The following is an 18,875-nucleotide window of genomic DNA, read 5'->3' as shown; positions in this document are numbered from 1 at the left end:
CCTCTTCATCGTACCTGTTTAAGAGCATCAACTTGCTTGGTAAACAACTCAGTGAATAAACTAAGCACAGTCCGTTCTTCGCGCACTTTTATATTGGCACTGATGGACATACCTGATTGCAAGTTAACTTTTTTGCCCTTAATCATTAGAGATTGTCTATCTAATGAGACTTTTGCCGGAAATCTATAAAACTGATGGGTTTCGTCTGGCGGTAATGCGTCTGAACCTATCCCAGTCACTTCTCCTTTGATATCGCCAAACTCACTGTAAGGAAAGGAGTCAATTCTGACATCTACTTTCATACCTTTTCGCACAAACCCAATATCTTTGTTAGTGATGAAAACTTCAGCGATATAGTTTTCATTGGGGACAATTTGCAACAGTTTTGTAGTTGGAGTTGCGACAAATCCAGGATTTTTTGCTTGCAAATCGAAAACTGTTCCAGCTACAGGTGCGCGGAGTTCTTGATATTTAACGTTTAACTGTGATTGAGATATTTTACTATTGACATCTGCCAAACGCTGCTCATTTTCCAGCACAACTTTCATGAATTGGCTATCGATTGTAGCAATCTGCTGTTTGTTCTCAGCTATCTTATCCAAAATGTTTTTATCAGAAACAGCCACCGTATTGCTTAACTCTTGTTGTCCTTTTTCTATATCAAACTGGAGGCGTTTCAGTTCTTCACCTAGTTGCGCTACTTCTGCCGTGCGGTTTTGAACTTCTTGTTGCTGATTGAGATACTGAAGTTGAGAAATTCCACCTTCTTCTGCTAATATCTTCAGCTTATTTAAAATCCCCTCTTGAATGGCTAAACTTGATTTACTATCTGCCAGCTTAATTTGATTTTGAATTAGTTGTTTTTTGGTCTTTTCTACTTCTAATCGCGCCGCAGAAGACCGAGAGTCTAATTCCTGTTTGGCAACTCGTAGAAGTTGTTGTTCATCAATTCCAACTCCAGAATCTTGACCAGAATTTTTTAATTGAGTGCGGAATAATTCATTTTCTGCTACTAATGCTGCCCGACTTTTCAACAGAAAAGCTGTTTCTTGTGGCAAATTACCGCGCAAATATAACAGTTCAGATCCATTGGCAGTACTTGCATTCATCAATCGGCGATAAATCTGGTTTTCTTTCATTAATGCAAGGCGAATTTTATTCAAAGAATTTAATTCGGCAACAGAGGCTATGGAATCAAAAGTTACCAGTAAATCACCTGGCTTCACTTCTTGTCCATCTTTTACATTAACTGTTTTCACCACTCCACTCACAGGAGCCTGAACTTCTTTGACTGTTCCTTGGGGTTTTAATTGCCCGGTTGCTGGCACTACTTGCTCAATTTTTGCAAAATAAGTCCAACCAATACCAAAGCAGGCTAGCCCCACTAGTGTAATCATGATTGTACGCGACCAAATTGGAGATTGGCGCAAGACAATAGATTGCTCAAATTCTAGATTGTTTAAGTTAGTTAAAGACTCTTGAGCAGCTTTTTGTTGTTTTGTCAGTATCTGTGAATCGTGCTTCACTCCATTTTTGTGATTGCCGTTTTTGTGATTGCCGTTGAGGTGATTTCCATTAAGTTGAGTCATAACGATTTTGGGTTTTGGACTTGTCGTGAGCGTTCAGTCGAACGATTTTGAATTTTTTGTGGGTTGGGCAATGTTTCCCGATGCCAAAAACCTTTGCCCTCAATAATGACTAATTACAAGTTTACATCTTGTTGCTGATACAGGTAATAATAGTGACCCTTAGTAGCCATTAATTCTTGATGGCTACCTTGTTCTATAACCCTGCTGTTATCCATCACAACAATCATATCTGCATTACTGACGGTATTCAATCGGTGGGTAATAAAAAATACTGTATCGCCCTTAAATGCTTTGGCTAAATTGAGACATATTTGCCGTTCTGTGGGATAGTCTAATGCGCTAGTTGCTTCGTCTAAAACTAATAATTTTGGTCGTTGTAAAACTGAACGAGCGATCGCAATTCTTTGTCGTTGTCCACCTGAAAGTGCAGAACCCCGTTCTCCCACCCGCGTGTTGTAACCGTTTGGTAAGTTCATGATAAACTCGTGGGCGCACGCAACCTGAGCCGCTTCGATAATTTCTTCGGTTGTGGCATCGGGATTGGTTAGGGCAATATTTTCCTGAACGCTGCCGTCAAACAATAATGTCTCTTGGGGAACTACGCCAATTTGTCGTCGCAACGAATAAAGTTCCACTTTGGCAATATCATAACCATCAATCAAAATTCTGCCAGACTCAGTTTCGTAAAGTCTCAGCAGTAATTTCATCATCGTACTTTTACCAGATCCACTTTGTCCGACGATGCCGATAAATTTACCTGGCGCAAATTCCAGGTTGACATTAGAAAGTTGCAGAGGGCCACTTGTGCCAAACCGGAAGGAAACATTTTCATATTTTACTGCTCCCTTAATGGTAGGTAAGGGTATATTGTAGCGGTCTGTTTCTCCTTCTTGTGGGGTATCGACAATATCGCTTAAACGCTCTAGAGACAAGGCAGTTTCTTGGAAGCTTTGCCAGAGTTGAGCTAAACGTAATATTGGGCTGGTGACATAACCCGATATAATCCTAAAAGCAATTAATTCGCCTAAAGTTAATTCTTGTTGCAGTACTAAATAAGCTCCTACCCACAAAACTAGTAAGCTGCTAAGTTTGTTGAGAAAGTTGCTAGTAGAGTTGGCGAGGGTAGAAGTCACAACTGTTTTAAAACCAGCAGCGACAAATCGGGCGTAACGCTCTTGCCAGGAAAAGCGCGATCGCAATTCGATATTTTGCGCTTTTACTGTTTGAATGCCTGACATCACCTCCACTAAATAAGATTGAGTTTCGGCGTTGCGTTCGGCTTTGGCACGTAACTGTCTGCTAATGGTAGGAGAAGCAATTAAGGTGATCACGACAAACACAGGAATTGTGCTTAAGCCAACTAAGGTGAGTTGCCAACTATAAATCAGCATCACACCGATATAAACTACCGAGAACAGAGCGTCCAACCCCACTGTTAAAGCAGTACCCGTGAGGAATTGGCGGATATTTTCTAGTTCGTTGATGCGAGTGGAAAGTTCACCCACCGGTCGGCGTTCAAAATAGCGCAACGGTAGACGTAGTAAGTGGTCAATTATTTGCGACCCTAAACCCATATCGATCCGGTTAGTTGTATCGACAAATAAGTAGGTTCGTAAAGTAGTCAACACTGCTTCAAATAGTCCGACTACTAATAGCAAAATCCCCAAAATATGTAGTGTACCAATACTATTTTGAGTGATAACTTTGTCAATAATTAACTGAACTACTAGCGGATTTGCCAACGCTGCCAACTGCACGAAAAAGGAAGCGATAAAAACCTCTATCAGGACTCGACGGTGCTTTGACAAATAGGGCAGAAACCACCGTAAACTAAAGCGTTCTTGGGGTGTTTGGTTGGTAGCAGTCAGCAGTAATACCCGAACTTTGGGCGGAAAGTCAGTTGGATCGACATCTAATTGTTCAACCAATTGAGCGGGTTTGCAGCGTACAATTCCTTTGGATGGAACACCCACAACCACGGTATTGGCATCTACTTCGTATAAAACGGCAAAATTATCACCGTAGTGAATCAGCGCAGGTGTGGGAATGCGCGTGACTGAAGCGACTGGTAACTCTATCAACTGCGCCTTCAGTCCAATTAACTCTGCCAGGTAAGCAGTAACTTGAAACGATATAGTCCCCTGACGTTTGATTTGCTCAGTTAAGATGCGGCGAACCACCTCTCTCCGAAACGGCATTTCTAGGTGCTTCGCGATCATTTGGAAGCAGGCGAAGGCTGAATTTAGTTCTCCTTTACCGCCAAAAAATGGGTATTTTTGTTTTGACGAATTCTTTGAATTTTGGGGGGCTGTCTGTGGAACTATTTCGTCTGATGCGTAGGGAATAATATCTAGGTCGTCAGCGCTGTCTCTATCTACTCTGGTTTCAGTTACCGCAATTTCTATCTCATGATTATCTTCTAAGATCAAATCTGACGGATGTATGCCAAGCAACCGTGCGGGGTTTTGACCGATGACCTGAATTTTGTCTCTGTCATCGTCTGGTTCTAGGCGATCGCCAGGTGAGAAATTCGTGACTGTACCACCGCCACTCACAAACCAAACGCTTTTGCTATCCAGTTGGTTAAATGGAGTTTTTCCTGAAGGTAGATAATGTACTTTCGCCTGTGGTAAGGCTTTTTCTGCCAGTTCTCTGAGATTTAAAGTAGCGATCGCTTGCTTTTGCCAATGGGAAGCGAGAATATCGAAAACTTCTACCAAAGAACTGCGGTTCTTACGAGCTTCGGCAAAAGCTGGGTATGAAGCCAAAAAGCTAAAATATGCTGTTGCACTCAAGGTTAAACATACTACTTCGGTGGAAGCGATCGCTGTTTCACAGGCGATATCGCGCAACAAACCAATTTCACCGATAATTTCCCCTGGTTGCAGTAATTTTAGGGTGATTGGCATTTGCGTCTGGGGGTCGTATCCCAACAGGCGCACTTGTCCCTCATAAATTATGGTGATGTGTTCCGGGAGACTTTCTTTACCAATGATTTTCTGGCCTATGCGATAGCGCCAGGCTTGCAGTTGTTCTGATAGATTAGCGATCGCACCATCTGGCAACTGCTCAAACCCCTCTAGGGCGGTGAGAAATTCGGGAAAAGTGTTCTTAATATAAGTCATATAAAACAAGTAAAAGTGAGGAATTAAGTCGAAAATATTAAGGGCTATCTCTTTTACTAACAGTGGCAGTGTTTGGTTTTATGCCATCAGTGACAATACTTCTGCGGAATTCAAGTATTTAAATATGTAAAAGCACAGAGGACAAGTTCGTCTAATTGCAGACCTGTATTTATATCACACCGTTAAGATTGTTATGGGCTTTTCAAAATAAAGCATACTGTAAATAGATCGAGGACAAGTTATCACTTGGTTAACGCTACATAATTTATACAAAATTAAAATTAACATCTTAGTATTGCAACTATGCAAGATGGATACTTATCATCAAACCGAAACACATAAAGGTGGTTGTTAAATTTAGCGTTGTATATTTTACTTTATGATAGTCAACATGAAAATATCACAGATGCATTCCTAAGTAAATACCCTAGTTAAGAATTATGTAATAAAAAAAACTTTAAATTTATGAATTATTTTTGACAAATTCTTGAATACAAGGATTGACAATATCACTAATGGCGAAAAACAGGAGCTTTCCTCGTTAAAAACCACCTATACCCTAATTATGAAATAGTTCTCCATCACTTTTTTGCTAGCTTAATTTAATAAAAATTAACTGGAAAAGTAAAGAGGAAGACTCTTTGTCACTTTAGAGGAATCAACTATTAAATTTATGAAGAAAAGACAACAAGTGCCTTCAGTAAATTTACTAATTTAATTAATAGCTAGTCCATCTCATCGCTATGCACAAAACAACCTCACCCCGCAACTAGGATGAGGTTGTTCGATTTTGCTAAGTAATTACTCGTCTTTGATACTAAGCAAGATTAACACTCAAATTGACCTGCACAATCACATCGTTGTAATCTTTATCACCACCATTGGCTAAATCTTCAAAACCAAAGGTGTTATTTCCCAACAGTCGAATGTGATCTACCTTATCTGAGTTAGCACCCAAGAATGTGAAGTAAACATTTTTATTGGCATTACCATTCAAAATCGCATCAGGTCTGCCATCCACAATAATAAATGGTGCAAACAAAGAATTCGGCTCGAAAGTGCCAGTGTAATTTGCAGTGCCTTGGTTGCCCACCGCCAAGTCAATGCCTGCAACACGCCCACGCACAGCAGCTTCGGCATAGCCAGCCTGACCAACGAGAATATCTGCTGTACCATCACTGTTGGTGTCAATACCACCATTTTCATCAGCCACCTGATAGAAGCCGACAAAGTTATTGTAAGCTGCCTCTCTGTTGACTGCAAACTCAGCTGTTACCGATTGTGTTACACTCCGTAAATCAATCAGTTCGCCTTGATATTTGCCTTGCAGACCAGTACCTAAAGATACTTCTTGATTGGTTGGCTGAATATTCACTACCAAATTCTGAAAATTAAGAGAAAACCCTTGACCTTCTATGTCGTTATTTGTAGCTGAGGAAAAAAGCACACTTGAGAAGGGGGTTTTTCCAGACAGTACAGACTGAGTAGTACTGTTGGATACCAGATAAAATCTGAGTTTGGTATCAGAGTCGAATTCTAATATGTTTTTCAGGTCGGCAAGATTAAAACCATTAGGCAGATTGGCAAGAGCGGAGAAAACCACCTTTGAACGCAAAAGAGCCGCTTGCGTATAGCCTTCTGCACCAGGGGCTATGCCGTTAATCCTACCTTGTTCATCGTCAACAGTAAATACATTTAGTTCGTTTACCTCTTTAGAGGTGTTGTTTCTAATCTTGATTGAGAGTTTTCCTTTATCACCTTTAATGTTCAGCTTAGTCTTGACACTAAAGATATCGCCTGTAATTTGTGTCACTACAGCAGTATTGTCAGCAACCGCAAGTTTAAACACATCAGTAGCTTGCTCTCCAGCAACATCCTTAGCTATGACTTTGATGTTCAAGCTACCTACGTCCTCATTCTCAGGAGTACCACTGAAGGTAAGGGTAGTAGGATTGAAGTTCAACCAAGTAGGTAGTAGGTCATCATTTTCTAAGGTTGCAGTGTAGGTGAGGATGTCTCCAACATCCACATCGCTAAAGGTGTCAGTTGGGATGGTGAAATTGAAGAGTGTGTCTTCAGTAACTTGTTGGTCTGCAATTTCTTTTACCAAGACTGGAGGATCGTTGACATTATTAATCGTGATTTTAAACACATCACTGGCTTGCTCTCCAGCAACATCTTGAGCGGTAACTTTGATGTTTATACTACCTACGTCCTGATTCTCAGGAGTGCCACTGAAGGTACGGGTAGTAGGATCGAACTTCAACCCCTTTGGCAGAGGATTGTTGTTTTCTAGGGTTGCAGTGTAGGTGAGAATGTCTCCGACATCTGGATCGGTGAAAGTGCCATCTGGTACAATGAAACTGAAGAGAATACCTTGGGTGGCTTGTTGGTCTGCGATCGCCTTGGACAAGACTGGAGGAGTATCAACAGTAAGTTTAAACACATCACTGGCTGTTTCTCCACCAACATCCTTAGCGGTAACTTTGATGTTTAGACTACCTACGTCCGCATTATCGGGAGTACCACTGAAAGTCTTGGTAGCAGCATTGAACTTCAACCCATTCGGCAAAGGCGTATCGTTGTCCAGAGTTGCAGTGTAGGTAAGGCTATCTCCGACATCTGGATCGGTGAAAATGTCATCTGGTACAGTGAAGCTGAAGAGAATACCTGGGGTGGCTTTTTGGTCTGCGATCGCCTTGGACAAGAGTGGAGCAGTTAGTACTGAAGCGTAGGCTGCCATTACTTTTGGCTGAAACGCCAGAGTAGGAACAATTGCCCCCGTAGAAACTTCCAGTTCCCAGTCACCACCTAATGCAGTACTCCCTGTTAAATCATCAGACGCCGCTACTACTGCACCTGTCAATTCACTCAGACGCTGTAAAAATGCTTTACCTTGCTCTGTTTGCCCGACTTCGCAACCATACAACAGCAGTTGTGCATCTGCACTCAAAACATTTGCCCAGTCCATGAGTTGCCAAGCATAATGGTTGAGGGTTTGGTAACTGAGTTGACTGTTCCCCAGATAAACTTGCCCTGGTGCGCCATGAGAAACAATGTGTAGGCTGTTGATTTCCCGATGAGTTGCCAGCACTTGGCTAATTTGTTCAATGCCATTCTGGTCAGGGTCTAAGACTACAACAGAGGTGTTAGGCAATACACCTGCTACCAGACTTTGGTAGTTCTCAACCTGTGAGTCGATGAAAACTAAGTGAGTAGCAGGTATTTGCTCATATAAGTCTTGAGTTAGCTCTTTTGCGATCGCTATCGGGATGGTGTCTGACATAATTACTCTTATTAATTAATGGTTTTTTTGTGACAGCCATTACGTGCCATATCCTGTAAATCACGTAGGAACAGGATTTTTTTGGTATCGTAAAGGAGTCAATTATTAAACTTATATAAAAGGCTAATAGTTAACTCCAGTAAATTTACTGCCTAAACCTGCGGATCAATATTACCATTGCCATCGCAAATAGCATCATATTTGCCATCAACAATAATAAATAGTGCAAGCAGCGAAGCAGCTTTGAAAGTCGCGGTATAATTTGCTGTCCTTATTCACCGTCAAAAAATGCCTGTAACACGCCTACACATAGCTTTAGACTGATGCAAAGACTTTATTGGCGATCGCTACATATATGATCCCATGTAATCGCCATGCAGAAAACAACCTCATCCCGGTTGCGGGGTGAGGTTGTATTCTTTTTCTAAGTAATTACTCGCCTTCGATCTAGGCAATATTGACACTCAAATTGATCTGCACAATCATATCGTTATAATCTTTATCACCACCATTGGCTAAATCTTCAAAACCAAAGGTGTTATTTCCCAACAGTCGAATGTGATCTACCTTATCTGAGTTAGCACCCAAAAATGAGAAGTAAATCTTCGGATCGTTATTGGCATTATTATCGAGAAACTTATCCGCTTTACCATTGATAATAATAAAGGGTGCAAATAGCGAATCAGTTCCGAAAGTGCTGGTAGATGTTGCCGAACCTTGATTGCTCACCGTCAAGTCAACGCCTGTAACACGCCCACGCACAGCGGCTTCGGCATAACCTGCTTGTCCAACAAGAATATCTGCTTTACCATCGCTATTGGTGTCAATGCCACCATTTTCATCAGCCACCTGATAAAAACCGACAAAGTTGTTCAATGCAGCTTCTCTATAAACTTTAAAGTCAGCCTTTACCGATTGTCCTACACCCCGTAAATCAATCAGTTCGCCTTCCTTTTTGCCTTGCAAACTTGTACCCAAAGATATTTCTTGATTTGTTGCCTGAACTGTTACAGCGAAATCTTGGAAGTTGAGAGAAAATCCTTCCTCTCCTGTGTTGGTATTTGTGGCTGAGGAAAAAACGACACTTGAAAAAGAAGCTTTTCCAGACAGTACAGCCTGAGTAGTACTGTTGGATACGCTATAGAATCGGAGTTTGGTATCAGAGTCAAATTCTAAGACGTTATTCACATCGTCATGCTTGAAACCCTTGGGCATATTAGCAAGGGAAAAGAAAATCACCTTGGAGCGTAAAAGAGCAGCTTGTGTATAGCCTTCTGCCCCAGGGGCTATGCCATCAATCTTACCTTCATCATCATCAACATTAAATACACACAGCTCATTCACCTCTTTAAAAGTGCTGCTTTTAATTTTGATGGAGATTTTTGCTTTATTGCCTTTAGTCTTCAGCTTAGTCTTGACACTAAAGATATCGCCTGTAATTAATGTGAATAGAGTAGTAGGAGTCTTTTTATCGGCAACCCCAAGCGTAAATATATCACTAGCTTCCTCTCCAGCAATATCTTTAGCAGTGACTTTGATGTTTAGATTACCTACATCCTTATTTGTGGGAGTCCCACTGAAGGTAAGAGTAGCAGGATCGAACTTCAACCAAGTAGGCAGTAGGTCATCGTTTTCTAGAGTTGCAGTGTAAGTCAGGGTATCTTCAACATCTACATCGCTGAAGGTGTCAACTGGAAGGGTGAATTTGAAGACACTATCTTCGGTGGTTTCTTGGTCGAGAATTTCATTTGCCACCTCTGGCGTATGATTGAAAGGCGCACTAAACAACGCCACCCCCGAGTCATCAGATCCAGCAGTATAGAGATATTTGCCATCGGAGTTGAGAGTTACAGAAACCGCACCACCAAGTCCATCGACACCATCTGTATCATCTTTTTGAACTTCTACAAAACTTAGTTTGCCTGTGGTTGTATCCCGCTCAAACACCGCCACAGCCGAGTCATCATATCCAGCAGCATAGAGGTATTTTCCATCGGGGCTGACAGTAATGGAAGAGACACCACCAAGCCCATCGACACTACTGATACCATCTTTTTGAACTTCTACAAAACTTAGTTTGCCTGTGGTTGTATCCCGCTCAAACACAGCTACAGCCGAGTCATCATATCCAGCAGCATAGAGGTATTTTCCATCGGGGCTGACGGTGAGGGATTTAGCACCAGCAAGTCCATCGACACCATTTGTATCATCTTTTTGAACTTCTACAAAACTCAGTGCGCCTGTGGTTGTATCCCGCTCAAACACAGCAACAGCCGAGTCATCATATCCAGCAGCATACAGGAATTTGCCATCGGGGCTGACGGTGAGGGATTCAGCACCACCAAGCCCATCGACACCATTTGTATCATCTTTTTGAACTTCTACGAAACTCAGTGCGCCTGTGGTTGTATCCCGCTTAAATACCGCTATCGCCGAGTCACTATATCCAGATGCATACAGAAATTTTCCATCGGGGCTGACGATGAGGGATTTAGCACCAGCAAGCCCATCGACACCATTTGTATCATCTTTTTGAACTTCTACAAAACTCAGTGCGCCTGTGGTTGTATCCCGCTTAAATACCGCTACAGCTGAGTCACTATATCCAGATGCATACAGGAATTTTCCATCGGGGCTGACTGTGAGAGATTCAGCACCAGCAAGCCCATCGACACCATTTGTATCATCTTTTTGAACTTCTACAAAACTCAGTGCGCCTGTGGTTGTATCCCGCTCAAATACCGCTACAGCCGAGTCATCATATCCAGTAGCATAGAGGAATTTTCCATCGGAGCTGATGGTGAGGGATTTAGCACCAGCAAGTCCATCAACACCATTTGTATCATCTTTTTGAACTTCTACAAAATTCAGGATTTTCTGCGTCATATTTCCCTTGAGATTGCAAAATAGTTTGTAAAAGTAATATTCTTTTCTAGCAAAGACAAGAATGTACTATATAGCTTATTGTCTGATTTTTATTAAAGCCTCAGTATATATACTAAGTAATTTTCAGCTTTTAACTGATGTAAGGGCTTTATTGGCGATTGAATTTATACATACAGCAGTTCTCTTTTGCATGAGGTACAAAGTCACTAGTTTTGAGGCAGGAGGCAGAAGGCAGTTCTTGCTGGAGGGAGAAGAATAATTTGATTTGTGAATCCTTGGTTCTGTACCTCATTTAGTTGCAAAGTGCTGTATATAGTTGAAGTTATTATCTGCAAATAAAACAACCCCATCCCGGAAGCGAGATGAGGTTGAAAGCTATAACTATTTCTGCAAATTTAGATGTCTACAATAGCTCGATCTATACAAGCCCTCATCTTTTCAGATAGAGTTCGGACATGGGGTTCTCTAAAAATAGAGTCGTGGTTTCCTGGAACATTTTGAATATCCAAACCTCCTAAGACCATTTCACTCCAACCCATTTGGGGGTCAACCTCCCGTTTTTCCAATGCAACGCGCTCTTCTGCTCGGAATACAGTGACTCGACCTGGATAAGCTTTTAGAACGTATTCTCTGGCTGCCTGTTTATTGGCTTCTTCGATTGTTAATTTACGGTAGTTATAAGGTACAGTCCGCCAGATTCTTAAGGAAAATTTAAAGATCAATTTTCGGAACTTTTCTTGAAGTTTATACTTCAGCCAAGAGCTTTTGTTCCTGATTTGCTCAAGCACGTAATTAGTCCCAAGTTTTGTCAGGTTGTCCCAATGCTGAGAAACTCGCTTTTCTAACGGCGCTTGTTTAATATAATTTGGCCCTGTGGTATCAAATAAAGCTAACAGAGCTACTTTTTGACCTTGCTTTACGAGTTGTTGAGCTATTTCCCAAGCTACTAGTCCACCAAAGGAGGAACCACCCAAAAAATAAGGGCCTTCAGGTTGAATAGTTTGTATCTCTTTGATGTAATGAGCCGCCATTTCTGTAAGCTTGGTAAAGGGAGCTTCTTTCCCACTTAATCCTCGTGCTTGTAGTGCATAAAATGGCTGATTTTCACCTAAATGAATTGATAAATCTCGGTAGTAGAGGACACTTAAACCAATTGCATGGATGCAAAAGAGAGGTGGCTTAGAACCGTTGGGTTGCATTGGTACTAGTGATGACCAAGGCATCGGTTTTTCTGAGTTGGTACTAGTATTACTCTCAACCTGATTATGGCTTTCTGGCAAAAATCCTTGCTGGCGAATAAAATTAGTTAATTGCTCAATGGTTGAAGATTGCAAGAGAATAGCTAAAGGCAGATTTAGACCAAATGTCTTTTCAATCTGAGAAAACAGGTGTACTGCAAGTAGTGAGTTTCCACCCAAATCAAAAAAGTTGTCTTTTATGCCAATGGGATGAATACCTAAAATATTTTCCCAGATTTTAGTTAACTGAAGTTGTAATGGATCTTCTGCTGTGGCAAATATTTTTTCTATTTTAGAATTAGTTGGATTCAGCCCAGATAAGGCTTGGCGATCGATTTCCCCATTAGCATTTAATGGCAGAGAATCGACTATGAAAAAAGCAGAAGGCAACAAATGTTCAGGTAACTTTTGCTGGAGAAAACTCAGCAGTTGCTCACTTCCAAAAGTTTCTCCTTGTTTGGGGACAACATAAGCAACTAAACTTTTATCCCCAAAAACATCTTCTTTGGCAATCACCACAGTTTTCTGAACGCCTGGATATTGACCTAAAATTGTTTCAATTTCAGCCAACTCAATGCGAAAGCTGCTAATTTTTACCTGATTGTCTAAGCGGCCCAAAAACTCAATGTTGCCGTCACTTAAGTAGCGTCCTAAGTCACCACTTCTGTAAAGGTATGCTCCAGATTCGCTGCTAAAGGGATTGGGGATAAATTTCTCAGATGTTAATTCGGGACGATTAAAGTAGCCTTGCGTAACACCGATACCGCTGATGTAGATTTCACCAGTCACGCCAATAGGGAGGAGTTGCGATCGCCGATCGAGGATGTAGATTTGAGTATTGGCGATCGCTTTTCCTATGGGAATTTCTGACCGAGTGTTACTGGATTCGGTGGCAGTTTCCGGATCGTAAACTGTGGCGGTTAAAGTTGTTTCTAGCGATCCATAAGCATTCAGCCAGCGTACTTGCTTGCCAACTTTTTCTACCCAAGTTAGATAAGCCTGGCGTGAAACTTTTTCACCACCAACTATGACTAAGCGCAAGCTGGCTGGTAAAGTTTGTGGAGATATAGATGGCTCTTTAATTAACTCATACCAAAAAGCAGTAGGTAAATTGACAACGGTAATCTGTTGTTGAGCAATGAATGGGAAAAACTGCGTCGTCGAGTTTTGTAGCTCTTGAGGCTGGAGAATTGCAGTAGCACCAGTAATCCAACTGGGGAAAAGTGATTCAATGAAAGTATCGCAGCTGATACTAGGTATGAGTAGTAGGCGATCGCTCTGAGTCAACTCCCAAGTTTGGCTTATTGCCAAGCTGTGGCTGACAAGATTATGGTGGGTAATAGCTATACCGTTGGGTTTTCCATTGCAGCCGGACACATACATTACACAGGCGAGAGTCCGATCTGTGCCATAACTTTCTGGATTTTCAGTCACGTGTACGGCAATAACTTTCCAATCACTATCCAAACAGATAGCTTGTGCTTGATGCTCAGAGAGTTTCTCAACTAATGAGCTTTGGGTTAACACCAAAGATATTTGGGCATCTTCTAAAATGACAGCCAGACCATCTTGCCCAGATGTCGGAGCGATGGGTACGTAAGTTCCACCGACTTTCAAAATACCCAACAGCCCCACAATCATCTCCAGGGAAGGCTCTAGATAAAGACCGATGAGTACCCCAGATTCTACCCCTAAAGTTTGCAAATAGTAGGCTAGTTGATTTGCCCGCTGATTAAGTTCGTGATAAGTTAATTGCTGATTTTTAAAACTTACTGCAATATTATTTGGAGTTCTTTTAGCTTGAGTTTCAAACCAGTGATGGATACAAGTATGCTGGGGATAATCAGCTTGTTTGCTATTCCACTCAACTAACAATTGATGTTGTTCAGGTGCTGTCAACAGGGGTAATTCAGCAATCGGGCGATCGGGATTAGCAACAATACCTTCGAGTAAAGTTTTGAAGTGTCCTAACATCCGCTCTATTGTACTAGCATCAAACATCTCGGCATTGTAATCAAATACCATGCCCAGACCATTATCTTGTTCCCGCAAGACCAATGTCAGATCGTATTTGGTTTTGCCATGATAGATGTAGCCAAATAGAGAAGTGATAGTCAAATCAGGTAGTTGCACTGATGCCATGCCACGACCATTCGACCAAGGAGGATTGAGGGAAAATTTTACCTGGAACAGAGGCGAACTATTGCGACTTCGCTGTTCTGGTTTAAGTTCTTCAATTAGCTTTTCAAAGGGTAGGTCTTGATGGGTGTAAGCCTCTAAACAATCCTTACGCACTCGGTCTAATAATTCTCGGAAAGTTGGGTTGCCTGCAAAGTTACTCCGCAATACAAGAGTATTAGAAAAAAATCCAATCAGCCCCTCAGTTTCAACTTGTCCTCGACCTGCACTTGCAAAGTTAATTAGTAGGTCTTCTTGTCCAGAATAACGGTAGAGCAATAGCTCGAATGCTGCCAGTAGAGTCATGAACAGGGTGACACCCCATTTTTGACTCATGTCTGTTAGGGCATGGTTCAGTGACTTTGATAGCAGCAGGGCAGCGCGATCGCCTCGATAGGTTTGCACTCCTTGAGGACGGGGGCGATCGTAAGGTAACTCAATGATCGGTAAATTGCCTTCTAGCTTTTGCTTCCAGTAGTTTACCTGTGACTCTAAAACCTCTCCCTGGAGCCATTGATATTGCCAATTGGTAAAATCAGCATACTGCACTGGTAAGGGAGTTAAAGGGGAAACCTGGCCTGCTGATAATGCTTTATAGATGGTAATCAGGTCTTGATAGAACAGATCGGATGAAGCTCCATCACAAACTATGCAGTGCATATTCCAAATTAGCAGATGTTCGCGATCGCTTAATCGCAGCAGTAACACCCGTAAAATTGGCCCATTGCCTAAATCAAAGGGTTGATGAGCTTCTTTAGTTGCCAGTAGGTGAGCTTCCGCTTCTCGTTGTTCATCTGGTACTTGCCGCAAGTCAATTATTGGCAATGTCAAGGAAACATCGGTGGCGATGACTTGAGTGGGCTTTCCATTGACTGCTGGAAAAGTTGTCCGCAGAACTTCATGGCGACGAACGACTTCTCTTAAACTTTCCTCTAAGACAGCAACATTCAGATTCCCCGTAAAACGCACGACAACTGGCATATTATTTGAGGAACTATCAGGTTCAAACTGATGGAGGAACCATATCCGTTGCTGACCAAAGGAAAGCGGCAAGTTGCCATTCCGTTCACAAGCGACAATTGGGGGAATCTGTGAACTGGCGGCTGTGTTAATTTTTCGGAGAAAGTTGATGATTTCGGCTTTTTGAGTCTTTAACTCGGTTAGCAATTCCGGTGTGAGACTATCTTTTGCAGCCCGATAGCGTAAGCGATCGCCTTCTAGCCAAAGTCTGACATCGCGCTGACGTAGCTCAGATAGTAGTTCATCTAATGTTTTCATAGCTCACCTTCCTCGTAATCATCAGCTGTTTCACTCTCAGCAGCCTGAACACCTTGGGTTGCCCACCGCAGAGTCTCCACTCGTTCAGCCAAATCTGCTACTGTTGGTAATTCAAATAAATTGGACATCAGAATTTCTGCTTGCAAGGCTTGACGGACTCGAGAAACCACTTGAATTCCTAGTAGAGAATATCCACCCAATTCAAAAAAGTTGTCGTTAATCCCAACCTGTTTGACATTAAGAACCTGCGCCCAGATATCTGCAATCTGCTGTTCAATGGGAGTGCGAGGCGCTACATAATTCGCCTCTAGTTCCGGGCGGGAAGCATCTGGTTTTGGCAATGCCTTGCGATCGACTTTGCCATTGGGGGTTAACGGCATAGCTTCTAGTGCCATAAAGATTGTTGGCACCATAAAGTCAGGAAGTTGTTGTTTCAAAAATCGACGCAATTGCGAAATTACTTCCAAGCTATCTTGACCAGTTTCGGCAACAATATAACCGACTAAACTAGTTTCATTAGGAATGTCTTCTCGAACAATTACAACAGCTTCTTTTACTGCTGGATGTTGCAGGAGTGCGGTTTCAATTTCACCCAATTCTATGCGGAAACCACGCAATTTTACCTGATAGTCGATACGACCCAAGTATTCAATATGTCCATCTGGTAAATAACGAGCCAAATCTCCAGTTTTGTATAAGCGCGATTCAGGGTTTGGGCTGAAGGGGTTAGAAATAAATCTTTCAGCAGTAAGTTCGGGACGATTCAGATATCCTCTTGCTAGTCCTTCGCCACCAATATACAACTCACCTGATATACCAATGGGAACGGGTTGTAAATGGGAGTCTAAAATGTAGATTTGCGTATTAGCTAGAGGGCAACCAATGCCTATTGGTTTATTTGCCAGTGTCACCTTGTAGCCTGTTGACCAAATCGTTGTTTCTGTGGGCCCGTACAGGTTCCACAGACAAGCTCCCTTCGGTAATAATTGATTTGCGAGGTCTCTAGGTAAGGCTTCACCTGTGGAAATCATCTTCAGTTGAGGACTACCTTGCCATCCGGCTGCCAGTAATAGCCGCCAAGTAACTGGTGTCGGTTGCATAAAGGTTGCCTTGGAGGTGGTTAGGGCTTTTAACAGTTGTGTACCATCAGCCGCAACTTCACGACTCACCAACACCAACTTCGCACCTACAGACAGGGGTAGAAAAATTTCTGAAACGGCAATATCAAAGGATAGGCTAGTAACAGAGAGGAGAGTATCCTCAGCAGTTAAACCGGGTTCTTTAGCGATCGCATTCAGGAGATTAACAGCGCTCTGATGTTGAATTTGAACGCCTTTCGGTTGACCTGTCGAGCCAGATGTATAGATGACGTAGGCTAAGTTATTGCAAGTGACGTTATGTGTTGGGTTATCTAACCCATAATTTATAGATTGCCAGTTGCTATCAAGGCAAACAATCTCTGCTTGATGGTTTGGTAGCCCCGACTTTAGCTTCTCTTGCGTTAGTAGCACTGACACCTGAGCATCTTGCAGCATGAAAGCTAAACGTTCTTGAGGATAAGCATAATCTAATGGTACATAAGCTCCCCCGGCTTTGAGAATGCCTAAAACTCCTACAACCATTTCCAAGCTGCGCTCGACACACAGACCAACCAGAACTTCTGAACCGACTCCTAAGCTTTGGAGATAATGGGCTAGCTGATTGGCTCGCTGATTCAGTTCGCGGTAGCTAATTTGTTCATTTTCAAAAACTACAGCGATCGCATCTGGAGTCTTTTCCACTTGAGTTTCAAACAGCTGATGAATGCAGATATTTTGGGGATAAACTGTTTGAGTATTGTTCCATGTTGCTAATAACTGTTGCTCAACTGCTGGCAAAATTGGCAATTTAGCAATAATTTGATTAGGGTTAGCAACTATGCCCAACAACAAAGTTTCAAATTCTGCCATCCGGCGGCAGATAGTATCAGCGTCAAATAAATTAGTGTTGTACTGGCATTCCAGAATAAGTTCACCATCCGATTCCGTAGCATTGATAAACAGTTCAAAATTCTCGAATGCGCGGGGATTGGAGAAAAATTCTACCTCTAAATCGACAAAGGGAAGTCGAGCGTTGTCTAAAGCTTGATCGACATTAAATACAATCGGTACTAAGGGAATACGGCTGGAATCCCGTGGTAATACTAATTTTTTGACCAGACTGCCAAAAGTAAATTGTTGATGGTCATAAGCATCTAAGACAGCCGATCGCCGCGTTTGCAAGTAATCGCTGAAAGATTTTTCGCCATTAATCTGGCTACGCAATGGTAGTAAATTTACACAGTGACCTACAAGATTATATTGCCCCAAAGCAGCTTGTCCGGCGGCTGGAATACCTACAACTAAATCATTTTGTCCTGTCAAACGGTGCAACCAGACCTCGAATCCTCCCAGGATCGTAGTCATAAAGCTACAACCAAGTTTTGTTCCTAATTGTTTCAGGTTGGCAACTAATTCGGGACTTAAATGCCAATCTTCACGGGCAGCATTAAAGGTTCTGAGTGGTGGACGGGGGCGATCGCTAGGAAAATCCAGTACAGGTACAGAGTCAGCGAATTGTTGTAACCAGTATTGTTCTGTGGCGATCGCTTCTGGACTATCCGCCTCTTCTTCCTGCAAAATCGCATATTCACTTAAATAGTCTGGTTCTTCTAATTCAGGAACAATACCCTGTTGCAAGCCAGAATAAAGTTTACCCAAATCTGGCATCAGCACCGCCCAAGACCAACCATCACAAATAATATGATGGGCTGTCAAAATAGCTAGATGCTCCTGCTGTTGCAATTTGACAATTTTTGCCCGAAATAGAGGCCCATGTTCCAAATCAAAAGGTTGCTCTACCTCTTGTCGCAAGATACTAGCTAATTTTTCCTGTTGTTCCTGTGGTTCTACGTTAGACAGTTCAATAATAGGGATTTCAATTTGCCGAGAAGCAACAATGCAGAGTGTATTGCCATCGGTGCTAAAAGTTGTCCGTAGTGCTTCATGACGTTGTACTAACTTTTCCACCGCAGATTGGAAAAGTTTGACATCAAGTTCGCCTTTTAGTCGCAGAGATTGAGACTCATTATAAGCACAATTAGCAGCATCGCCCATTTGCACAGAAGCCCAAATTTCTTTTTGTGATTCTGTGGCGGGGGCGGTTAGAAGTAATTCTCCATTTGCAAATGGATCAAAATCAACCGCAGTTAATGTTGATTGGTAATCTACAGGTGATAAGGTCATAAAACTCTATTATTTTCTCAGTTTATTGAATG

At 42.1% G+C, this 18,875-nt stretch carries 5 protein-coding genes and 1 pseudogene; all 6 read right to left on the bottom strand.

Features of this window, described 5'->3' with window-relative positions; all coding sequences use genetic code 11:
* Positions 1-5 precede the first annotated feature (5 nt).
* Positions 6-1,589: a beta-barrel domain-containing protein gene (locus AC1F2U_RS07815; RefSeq protein ID WP_480260587.1), complete on the bottom strand. Its 1,584-nt coding sequence runs from the start codon at positions 1,587-1,589 to the stop codon at positions 6-8.
* 113 nt (positions 1,590-1,702) lie between these two features.
* The gene (locus AC1F2U_RS07810; protein WP_480260586.1) at positions 1,703-4,714 is read right to left on the bottom strand and encodes a peptidase domain-containing ABC transporter; all 3,012 of its coding nucleotides are present in this window, start codon (positions 4,712-4,714) and stop codon (positions 1,703-1,705) included.
* 817 nt (positions 4,715-5,531) lie between these two features.
* A complete protein-coding gene (locus AC1F2U_RS07805) occupies positions 5,532-8,000 on the bottom strand; it encodes a putative Ig domain-containing protein (RefSeq protein ID WP_480260585.1) in 2,469 nt (822 codons plus the stop codon).
* A 447-nt stretch (positions 8,001-8,447) separates the two neighbouring features.
* Positions 8,448-10,886 carry a beta-propeller fold lactonase family protein gene (locus AC1F2U_RS07800; RefSeq protein ID WP_480260584.1) on the bottom strand — a complete coding sequence of 813 codons (2,439 nt, stop codon included), beginning with the start codon at positions 10,884-10,886 and terminating at the stop codon, positions 8,448-8,450.
* 395 nt (positions 10,887-11,281) lie between these two features.
* Entirely contained in the window at positions 11,282-15,580 is a 4,299-nt protein-coding gene (locus AC1F2U_RS07795; protein ID WP_480260583.1) for an amino acid adenylation domain-containing protein, read from the bottom strand.
* Positions 15,580-18,843 (bottom strand): annotated as a pseudogene (locus tag AC1F2U_RS07790) (non-ribosomal peptide synthetase); the annotation flags it as partial. The pseudogene AC1F2U_RS07790 and the gene AC1F2U_RS07795, both read right to left, overlap by 1 nt.
* Positions 18,844-18,875 lie beyond the last annotated feature (32 nt).

It is taken from the genome of Nostoc sp. LEGE 12454, assembly GCF_056620565.1.
This window is presented reverse-complemented; position numbering and strand designations above follow the sequence as displayed.

What these genes read in the sequence shown, in the direction of transcription:
- AC1F2U_RS07815 (WP_480260587.1), bottom strand. Translation starts at nt 1,589, where the DNA reads ATGACTCAACTTAATGGAAATCACCTCAACGGCAATCACAAAAACGGC.
- AC1F2U_RS07810 (WP_480260586.1), bottom strand. Translation starts at nt 4,714, where the DNA reads ATGACTTATATTAAGAACACTTTTCCCGAATTTCTCACCGCCCTAGAG.
- AC1F2U_RS07805 (WP_480260585.1), bottom strand. Translation starts at nt 8,000, where the DNA reads ATGTCAGACACCATCCCGATAGCGATCGCAAAAGAGCTAACTCAAGAC.
- AC1F2U_RS07800 (WP_480260584.1), bottom strand. Translation starts at nt 10,886, where the DNA reads ATGACGCAGAAAATCCTGAATTTTGTAGAAGTTCAAAAAGATGATACA.
- AC1F2U_RS07795 (WP_480260583.1), bottom strand. Translation starts at nt 15,580, where the DNA reads ATGAAAACATTAGATGAACTACTATCTGAGCTACGTCAGCGCGATGTC.